The organism is Ktedonobacter robiniae (assembly GCF_016587375.1).
GTDB classification, from domain to species: domain Bacteria; phylum Chloroflexota; class Ktedonobacteria; order Ktedonobacterales; family Ktedonobacteraceae; genus Ktedonobacter; species Ktedonobacter robiniae.
The window spans coordinates 2,530,345-2,539,676 of the sequence record NZ_BNJG01000001.1 but is presented as its reverse complement, the minus strand read 5'-3'; the positions used below and the strand labels follow the sequence as shown (position 1 = coordinate 2,539,676).

The 9,332-nt window shown below is 53.0% G+C and carries 9 protein-coding genes; 3 read left to right on the top strand and 6 right to left on the bottom strand.

Annotated features, from left to right (window positions below; genetic code table 11):
* Window positions 1-388: 388 nt before the first annotated feature.
* Window positions 389-2,083 carry a peptide ABC transporter substrate-binding protein gene (locus JMJ04_RS10705; RefSeq protein ID WP_201370479.1) on the bottom strand — a complete coding sequence of 565 codons (1,695 nt, stop codon included), beginning with the start codon at window positions 2,081-2,083 and terminating at the stop codon, window positions 389-391.
* Between the two features lie 432 nt (window positions 2,084-2,515).
* On the opposite strand from JMJ04_RS10705, the gene rocF reads away from it, so the two are divergent.
* Window positions 2,516-3,409, top strand: a complete 894-nt coding sequence (gene rocF, locus JMJ04_RS10700) for an arginase (RefSeq protein WP_201370478.1) — start codon at window positions 2,516-2,518, stop codon at window positions 3,407-3,409.
* A 128-nt stretch (window positions 3,410-3,537) separates the two neighbouring features.
* The gene (locus tag JMJ04_RS10695) at window positions 3,538-4,461 is read left to right on the top strand and encodes a branched-chain amino acid transaminase (protein WP_201370477.1); all 924 of its coding nucleotides are present in this window, start codon (window positions 3,538-3,540) and stop codon (window positions 4,459-4,461) included.
* A 135-nt stretch (window positions 4,462-4,596) separates the two neighbouring features.
* On the opposite strand, the gene JMJ04_RS10690 is transcribed toward JMJ04_RS10695, so the two are convergent.
* Window positions 4,597-5,472 (bottom strand): helix-turn-helix transcriptional regulator, encoded by an 876-nt coding sequence (locus tag JMJ04_RS10690; protein ID WP_236037975.1) that lies wholly within the window; start codon window positions 5,470-5,472, stop codon window positions 4,597-4,599.
* Between the two features lie 221 nt (window positions 5,473-5,693).
* Here JMJ04_RS10690 and JMJ04_RS10685 point away from each other — a divergent pair, with 221 nt between their 5' ends.
* Window positions 5,694-6,701 carry an LLM class flavin-dependent oxidoreductase gene (locus tag JMJ04_RS10685; RefSeq protein WP_201370476.1) on the top strand — a complete coding sequence of 336 codons (1,008 nt, stop codon included), beginning with the start codon at window positions 5,694-5,696 and terminating at the stop codon, window positions 6,699-6,701.
* A gap of 122 nt (window positions 6,702-6,823) precedes the next feature.
* Here JMJ04_RS10685 and rpsI read toward each other — a convergent pair whose 3' ends face one another.
* The 4 genes from rpsI to JMJ04_RS10665 all read right to left on the bottom strand — a co-directional run bounded on the left by rpsI (window position 6,824) and on the right by JMJ04_RS10665 (window position 9,331).
* Complete coding sequence (rpsI, locus tag JMJ04_RS10680; protein ID WP_201372356.1) at window positions 6,824-7,195, bottom strand: 30S ribosomal protein S9; 372 nt, start codon at window positions 7,193-7,195, stop codon at window positions 6,824-6,826.
* A gap of 54 nt (window positions 7,196-7,249) precedes the next feature.
* Window positions 7,250-7,720 (bottom strand): 50S ribosomal protein L13, encoded by a 471-nt coding sequence (gene rplM / locus JMJ04_RS10675; RefSeq protein WP_201370475.1) that lies wholly within the window; start codon window positions 7,718-7,720, stop codon window positions 7,250-7,252.
* Window positions 7,717-8,511 (bottom strand): tRNA pseudouridine(38-40) synthase TruA, encoded by a 795-nt coding sequence (truA, locus tag JMJ04_RS10670; protein ID WP_201370474.1) that lies wholly within the window; start codon window positions 8,509-8,511, stop codon window positions 7,717-7,719. The genes rplM and truA overlap by 4 nt, the downstream gene beginning before the upstream one ends.
* A gap of 193 nt (window positions 8,512-8,704) precedes the next feature.
* Window positions 8,705-9,331 carry a bL17 family ribosomal protein gene (locus tag JMJ04_RS10665; RefSeq protein WP_201370473.1) on the bottom strand — a complete coding sequence of 209 codons (627 nt, stop codon included), beginning with the start codon at window positions 9,329-9,331 and terminating at the stop codon, window positions 8,705-8,707.
* Window position 9,332 lies beyond the last annotated feature (1 nt).

Below are 9,332 nucleotides of genomic sequence, written 5' to 3'. Positions count from 1 at the left end.
TTAGATCCTCCTTGGTATGAGTCGATCATTCGACTGTGTTGCGTCATCGCATGTGAAGCATCTTTGCTTCGAAAAGAGAAAAGATACCTGACACACATTGTAATAAATCATAGAAGTAAAACCTATGAATATTTAAGCGGTTATCTCTTTAAAGGGTTATTAGAAAAGTCCGCCCAGTGCTGGCCGGGACAAATGTGCATGTGAATATGCCCTCAGTATAGCACCAGTCAGTGCGACCTTCAAGAAAAAAGGCCATCAATCCTACAATATATTGCAGAGTTCGCCTGGCCTCTAGCGAGCTTCCAACCCCACTTTAGAAATAGAGAAGAGAGTTATGGGTGTGGTGGGCGCAGGAGACCTGCGCCCACCACACCCATAACTCTCTTCTCTATTTCTGCGTCAGGTAGACATTGGACCAGTTACCAAAGTACAGGCCATTCGCATTCAGGGTTACGCCATGCAAGGTTGGTGGGATAATCGCGGCCAGCGAGGCATGATCCAGGGGCAGCCAGCCAACATCGGTAATCGCGATCTGCTCCGCTTTGTTGTAGAGAGAGATACGCTCATCCCCCGTCTTGGTCTCAGCGGTCTGCACCGTGGCATCAAATTCAGTGTTCTTCCACTGGCCATTGTTATTGGCCGCCGACGACAATAGGTTCAGATACAGCCAGTCATAAGGGTCGGGGAAATCTGCCCCCCACTGGGTAAAGCCAAACTGAATCTGCTTCTTCGCCGTCTCATCATTATAGGCTGTGACCTCGACCGAGCGCAGTTTTACCTGGATGCCAAGCGCGCTCTGCCACATATTTTGCAGCGCTGCAGCCTCAGCCGAAGACACCTGCGAATTGGGGTAAGAGAACGTAATCGTCGGAACCTTCGTAATATCAGGATATACCGACTGGATCAGGGATTTAGCCTTATTAGGATCGAAGGGAATGCCCGCATAATCCGGCTGGTAGCTAGGCATCCCAGGAGGGATAATGGTTGGCGCAGCTAGGGCTGCATTTTTGAGTACGTTATTAACCAGTTTCGTCTTATCAATCGCATACGCAAAGGCCTGGCGCACCTCGGGACGATCAAACGGCGGCTTGGTATTGTCAAAGAAGAGCAGGTCAGTCTGTAAACGCGACTGACTACGGAAACCAGAGATACCGCGCGCAGTTATCTGGTCCTGTGGCGACACTTTCCAGACAAAGCTATACTGCCCAGCTCGATAGGCTTTAAAAGCGGTCGAGGCGTCATTGACAAAATACATCTCGACCTGTTGCAGACGCGTCTTCTTGCCATAGTAATACTTGTTTGGCACAAAGACCATTTTGACATTGTGATCCCAGCTCTGCGCGATGAAGGGACCCGCGCCTATTCCCTCGCCCAGGGCTTTCTGCGGCCAGCTTTTCTCACCATACTTCTCAATCACCTTCTGGTTAAGCGGAGCAAAGAGGGAATTAGTGAGTGCCGAGAGAAAATAGGGCGAGGCCGTCTTTAGTGAAACCTGTAGGGTATGGTCATCCAGCGCCTTCAGGCCGCTAAGCGTCTTCGTCTTACCACTGGCCACTTCATCAGAGCCAATGATCTGGTCTTCAAAGGTACTGGCAATGGGAGAGGCAACCTCTGGTAGCAGCGCACGCGTCCAGGTATAGATATAGGACTGCGCGGTTACAGGCGTACCATCGGAGAAACGAACGTCATCGTGAATCTTGAATGTATAGGTCTTCCCATCATCGGACGCCTGCCAGGTTGCCTGGTCTGGCACCACATTCAAATTCGCGTCCAGAGCCACCAGGCCACTAAAGATCATCGAAATGACCTGGCCTGTATTCTCGTCTGGACCCTGCGCTGGATCGAGCGAGGCAGCATCCTCTGTGCCAACATTAGGGAATTTAAGGACCTGTGCCACAGACTGGCTTGGCGTACCATTTCCCGGTGATTTTGATGAATTTCCATTGCTGCATGCAACGAGAATAAGTAGTAGAGCGCAAAGCAGCAGCAAGAGGGTTCCGACTCCCTGCCTCCCCCTTCGTGACGCCACCTGATTATGGGCACCAGGAGAAAGGCTCATTTGAGAGAGCGTGCGATGATGCATCCAGGCTCCTCACTTTCTTAAGCCACAAAATGTACTCGCCTTCGCGAGCCTATGTCTATTACAACATTACAGGTAATGATTGTTCTTCGCCATAAAACAAAATACTACTTCTCCGAAACCCTAAGCGCGAAGCGCTAGTCACGCCAGTGACGTTGGGTTTCGGAATAAGAATAACTGAGCATACTCCAACCACCATAGTATAGCGAACTAAACCCAAATCCAAAAGCCCCATCTGTAATCAAAAGCCACGCTCCATACTACCTATCCACTTAGTTGAGTATATATGTGGGTGTGTTTGGCAGGCGGACGCCTGCCAAACACACCCACATATATACTCAACTACCCCTCATAGACAAACCTCAAGTGGGGGTCTATAATGAACATAGGAACGTGGAAAGAGTTAGCGTTCAGCGTTGAACAAGAGGTTTTTCTATGCATATTCGTGTTATAGGCGCGCCAATCGATCTTGGTGCAGACCGTCGTGGTGTCGATATCGGCCCCAGCGCCATCCGCTATGCGGGACTTCACGACCACCTACGCGCACTTGGACATACAGTCTCTGACTTCGGAAATATACATGTTCCCCAGCCTGAAAGCAGGCCCATTGGGAGCCCCAAACTCAAATACCTCGACCCCATCGTCGAAGTCTCTGAGGAACTGGCAAATGTTGTCACTGACGCCCTCAAATCCGACCAGTTTCCGCTCATCCTGGGCGGTGATCATAGTATGGCCCTGGGTTCAATCAGCGGCGTCGCCAATGTACACAAAAACCTGGGCATCATCTGGGTGGATGCACACGGCGACTTTAATATTGAAGAGACAAGCCCGTCCGGCAATATCCATGGCATGATCCTCGCGGCCCTGGTCGGCCAGGGAAACTCCAGGCTCACCCATATCGGTGGCTGGTCGCCCAAGCTCAATCCAGAAAACATTGTAATCGTAGGCGCGCGTGACCTCGATCCAGGCGAGCAAGATCTCCTGCGCAAGCATCGCGTCCATGTCTATACCATGTCAGATGTCGACCGCTATGGCATGTCCAATATTATGAGCCAGGCCATCGAGATTGCGGGCCGCCAGGATCAACCCATTCACTTGAGCCTGGATATGGATTCACTTGACCCACGCGAGGCTCCAGGCGTTGGGACCCCGGTCCGTGGTGGTCTCAGCTATCGCGAGGCTCACCTGGCAATGGAAATGGTCTCAGACTCCAAACACATGGTCTCTATGGACGTCGTAGAAGTCAACTCCATTCTCGACCGGGAGAACGCGACGGCCCGCCTGGCCGTTGAGCTTATCCTCTCGGCCCTGGGCAAAAAGATCCTATAATCCTGGGACAATGTTGTCCAAAGCCTTGTTTCTGGAGTATCGTATAACTACTACAATTCATCTCACCAAATCATTCCAGAAAAGGAGGGAAGATAGGGAGCAACGAGGCTTCTTATCAGTACCACGCCATGAACGCCAAAGAATTGTTTATGAATGGGGAATTTATCCCCGCCAACAAAGGTATTATCTCCGTACGTACTCACGGCTTCGCGTATGGCACCGGGTGCTTTGAGGGCATCCGTGGCTACTGGAACGAAGAGGAGCAGCAGCTCTATCTCTTCCGCCTGCGCGAGCACTATGAGCGCCTGCTCCGCTCCTGCAAGATCTTAAGCATGTCTCTCCCCTATAGTGTTGAGCAATTGATCGAACAGAGCACGGAACTGGTACGCCGCAACGGCCAGCATGAGGATGTCTATCTACGCCCCGTCGCCTATAAGGGTGATGAAATTATAGGCGTCAAGCTGCATGACCTGCGCGACGACTACATCCTCACATCCGAGCCTCTGGGCAACTACGTCGAGATCACGGGTCTGCGCTGTGGGGTCTCCTCCTGGCGCCGTATCGATGACAACGCCATGCCCGCACGTGCCAAAATCTGCGGTAGCTACGTCAACGCGGCCTTTGCCAAGACTGAGGCGCTCCAGAACGGTTTCGATGAAGCTATCATGCTCACACATGAGGGCAACGTCTCTGAGGGCAGCGCCGAGAACATCTTCCTCTACACCAATGGCGAGCTCGTCACCCCGGCCCCAACCGAGAACATTCTCCTGGGCATCACCCGCGACACCGTTATCAAGATCGCGGAGCGCGAGCTTGGCATTCCCACACGCGAGCGCCCGGTGGACCGCACAGAACTCTACCTCGCCGACGAAATCCTCCTCTGTGGCACAGGCGCGCAGATCGCCCCCGTCATCGAGGTTGACCGCCGCCCGGTTGGCAGCGGCAAAGTAGGCCCTGTTGTACGCAGATTGCAGGAACTCTACTTCGATATCGTGCGCGGCAAACACCCTGAATATAGCGCGCAGTGGTGTACCCCCGTCTACAAAAAATAAAGCCTCTTATAGGCTTTCAGACGCCATTATATACAATCAGTAAGGAGGCGCGGACCCTTGGTCTGCACCTCCTTATTCGTTATTCAGCCATCAAGTACTTCTAACACAATTCGCAAGTTGTTTCACCTTGTCAGGTCAGAGTTGGGAATAAGCTTCCCCTCTCATCAACGCACCTAGCCTGGCAGCCGTATCGGTCTGGGGTTGAGGGGTATAAACAACCATACCCCAATCAGGTTGTTGAGGAATGGAGAGAGTGGTGATTTGAAACGCCAGGTGACCGACCAGGGGATGATAGATTTCACCAGAACTGTTGCATGTCAAGAGAATCTCATGCTCAGGCCACCAGGCCCGAAATTCATGGCTGGAGCTATTCAGGTCGTCAATCAATTCCGTTACCCATGCTTCATCGCCATACCGGTCCCTCATCACACGCAAATGCGCAATACAACCGCGTGCTGCACGCTCCCAGTGGATAAAGCGTTGGCGTTGCAGAGGGTTCATGAAAAGAGACCAGGCCAGATTACGTTCGCGCTCCGAGCTTGTGGAGTAATCGCCGAAGAGTTGGTTAGCACTGTCATTCCACGCGACCACACTCAAACGATGATCGATCAGTTGGGCCGGATAGAGAAATGCATCGAGGATAGCTTGATAGGAAGTATTCTGTGAAAGCTTGCCGCTATCCAGTTCTGCTGACAGTGAAACTCGACCTCGCACCAGGCCAAACAAATGGAGACGTTCCTCAGCATCGAGTTGCAAGATGTCTGCGAGGCGAGAAAGCACCTGTTCAGAAACCTGAATATCTCGACCTTGTTCGAGCCAAGTGTACCAGGAAATACCCACGCCCACGAGTTGGGCAAGTTCTTCTCGTCTAAGCCCAGGAGTGTGTCGTCTTGTAACTGCTGGGAGATCAAACTGTTCTGGACGCAAGCGCGCGCGACGAGTGCGCAAAAAATCGGAGAGTCCTACACGGCGCTTCACACGTTCGCTCATCTGTTCCTCATCATCTAGCATCGAAAACTGTTACTTTTTACACCTATGAGAAAATACACTCCTGGTTTCAGCAGAGATGTTGCTCCATAATACCACCAGATTGGCTGGTCTATCCATTTCCCTGTGGTTGTCAGATAAATATTCTTTGGAAGGATACTACTCTAAAACTACTCCGACGGATGGGGAGCCTGATTGTTTCGATCACCTGAACAGAACAAACGAGCCAAAGGAAGAAAGAATTTATGATGCAACAAGAAAAATATCCTTCAATAGCTGCTACTCCGCGCTCCATCCGTGATCGTGTTGGAATTTTTTCTGAAGCGACTGATATTCTGGACGCCATCGCCAGAGTCTGCGAAGCGGAGCAGGCAGGGGTCCAACAAATCTGGGCACAGAATGCTGGAGATGCCGACCTTGTAACGTTCTTTGCGGCGGTTGCTACACAAACTGAGCGTATAAGGCTTGGAAGCGCCATTGTTCCCGTCTATACACGTCACCCGTTGACGTTGGCACGACAGGTTTTCGCCATAGAGGATCTTGCTCCTAGGCGCCTGAGATTAGGTATTGGTCCCGGCAACAAAATGCTGATTGAGAACTCATACGGTCTCGCGCAAACAACGCCCCTGGCCTATCTCCAAGAGTACCTGGAGATACTGCGCGGCGTTTTCAAGGGTGGAGCGGTTTCCCACCACGGGAAGTTCTTCAATGTGGAGCATATACTTCTGAACACTTCTAAGCAAAACATGTCGCGGAGCGCTTCGGTTCCTCTCTTGACTTCAGCAGTTGGCCTCAAAGCGTTCAGGCTGGCAGGGGAGATTGCTGATGGGGCGATCTCCTGGGCCTGCCCGATTCCTTATCTTCTAGAGTCGGCACTTCCAGAACTGCGTGCTGGGGCTGAGGAGCAAGGTCGTCCTGTTCCTCCCATCATTGCGCATGTGCGAGTTGCACTGAGTACCGATGAAGCGAAAGTTCGCTCAAAGATGCGCCAGGGGGTGCAATTTGCCGCGCGCTTCAGCTCTTTCACTCAGATGTGGGCATCTGCTGGCTTTCCCAGAGCTGCAAACGGCAATGAAGAAGAGATCGATGCCTTAGTGCGAACATTAGTGATCAGCGGCACTGAGGAAACCATACGCCATCGTCTGAGAGAGCTTCTGGCAAGTAGCCTGGATGAGCTGATGTTGCAACTCGTCCCTATTGCCGATGAGGAAAGTGAGCGAAAACAGTTACTCCATCTAGTTGGCTCTCTTTAAAGAAGACGCGAAGGGGTAACAATTCAAGTATAGAAAAGAGACCCCTGCCAGAAGAGTTCCGGCAGGGGTTGAAATCTTGGGTTCCAACAGGACCACCAAAGACGCTTGTTTCGCGGGGGAAACTAACGCTTTGTGTACTGTGGGGCCTTGCGGGCGCGCTTGAGGCCTGGCTTTTTGCGCTCTTTCATGCGTGGGTCGCGGGTCAAGAAACCAGCTTTACGCATAGCGGGCTTATTCTCGCCATCCTGGCGAACCAGGGCGCGAGCCAGGGCATGGCGGATCGCGCCAGCCTGACCAGCTGTGCCACCGCCGACTACACGCACAGTAATGGTGTAGTTGCCGATATTCAGCTCGCGGACGGGCGAGATGATCGTCGAGACATGTGTCTCACGCTTGCCAAAGTACTCAAAAGCAGGTTTGCCGTTGATTGTAATGCTACCATCACCGTTGGGATAGAGGCGCACGCGAGCAACCGCCGTCTTGCGCCGACCCATGCCGTAATAGTACTCACCTTTAGGTGTTTCAGCCAAGGTAGGATCTCCTCTTCTTTACTTCTCAGCGGCGGGCTGCTTCAACAGAGCTTCCGCCCCCGCCCAGGCCACGGGTTTCTGGGCCTCATGTGGATGTGTTGAGCCAGCATAAATCTTCAGGTTCTTCATCACCTTCGCACCGAGGCGGTTGTGCATAACCATGCCACGGATCGCGTGCTCAAGAGCGCGCTCGGGATGTTTGCCCTCGACTACCTGGCGCAGCGTCTGCTGCTTCAAACCACCAGGATACTGTGAGTGGCGATAATAGATCTTCTGGTCCAGGCGCTTGCCCGTAACCGCGATCTTATCGGCATTGATGACGATAACACAGTCGCCAGTGTTAAGATTCGGTGTGAAGGTAGGTTTATGCTTACCGCGCAAGATCTGCGCGATCTGCGATGCCAGACGACCCAATACCTGTCCCTCGGCATCGATAACATACCATGTGGGTTGCAGATCAGCGGCCTTGGCGCTATATGTCTTATTCATTGTCCATTAACTCCAAATTTTTCAGGATACTCAACCCGTACCAGACACAGCCCAAGCGATGGGGCCGCTGAACCAGGGTGCGTTTTCTCCGCCCGCTGCACAATCTCGGCAAACTCCGCAACACTTAGGCGTTGCTGTCCTACCAACAGGAGTGTGCCAACCATCCTGCGTACCTGCCCCGTGAGAAAGGCATCAGCAGTAAAGTCACAATAGATGAGTTCTGCTTGCTGATGATCACGCAAACAACGGGCCTCTAACATTGTACGAATACAGTGATGTGGTCCTGGCTTGAGTGGATTGGAGTCGTCGGGACTATGTCCAAACGCTCCAAAATCCTTCCGACCCAGTAAATAGCGACACGCATCATCCATCAGGGTCACGTCTAACTCGCGTGAACAGTGATAGGCATAGCGCGCGCGTAGGGCCGTGGGAAAGCGCTCATTCCAGATCGTATAGCGATATGAACGGCTCTGCGCGCTAAAGCGAGCATGAAAGCCTTCCGGCATCTCTTTCGCCCAGCGGACCACGACAGTACTGGGTAGAACGGCATTCAGTGCTCGCCGCCAGACCTCAACGGTCAGACGCGACTCCGTACGGAAGTGGATAACCTGACCGCTGGCATGAACGCCAGCATCGGTCCGCCCCGCTCCCATTACCGTGGTTTGTACACCACTGATCTGCGTTACCGCAGTTTCCAGTGTTCCTTGCACCGTCGGACCATGGCTCGCGCGTTGCCGCTGAAAACCATGGTAGTTAGTGCCATCATACTCAATACCGCACGCAATAATCATACATTTTCAAAAGTACAGCTTTTCGTACATTCCGTACGCTTCTTGAATAGAGTGAAAGCGACTTTCTTCCGCACCCGGTACGCCCTTGCTAATCGAGCCTGCGCCGGCGACCCATCATGAATAACCTCATGAAAAAGCTAAGAACGTTCTGTCGTAGCGCTGTCGCCCTTACGCTGTGTGTAGGCTCTCCGGGTTATACCAGGGCAATCTGCGCAATCTCCGCTGCATCACCCTTACGCCGTCCCAGCTTGGTAATGCGCGTGTAGCCACCCGGGCGTCCGACATAGCGAGGAGCAAGCTCGTCGAACATCTTCTTCACGACCAGCTCATCAGGGAGCGCGCTCAGGATCTGGCGGCGAGCGTGAAGCTCGATCACCATTGCCTCGTAGGCAGCCGCCAGAGCCTTCTCCGCCTCAGACTCATTCGAGATGATCTTCAGCAACTCTTCACGGCGAGCCTTGTGCTTATCCTCCAGGAACTTGCGGCCCTTATCGGTCAGAGGAGCCTTCTGCTGCTTGGCACGCTCTTCGTTGCTCCCGATAGTCGCCTTCAGTGAGAAGCGACCTCGGCGGGCAAACGCCAGGATCTGCTCGGCCTTCTCGGTATCGCTGACCACCTTAGCTAGGTGCTCACGAGCAGCCAGGCGGCCCTTGACAGCCGTGCTAATCAGCTTCTCTGCTTCGCCGCGAATAGCTTCTACACGCGAGGTAGTTGTATTAATACGGTCATACCGGATCAGGCCTGCCATCAGGTTACGGCGCGCAGAACGACGGCGCGGCTCAGGCATGTTCATCCGGTTTCCGGCAATTCGGTGCCTCAAC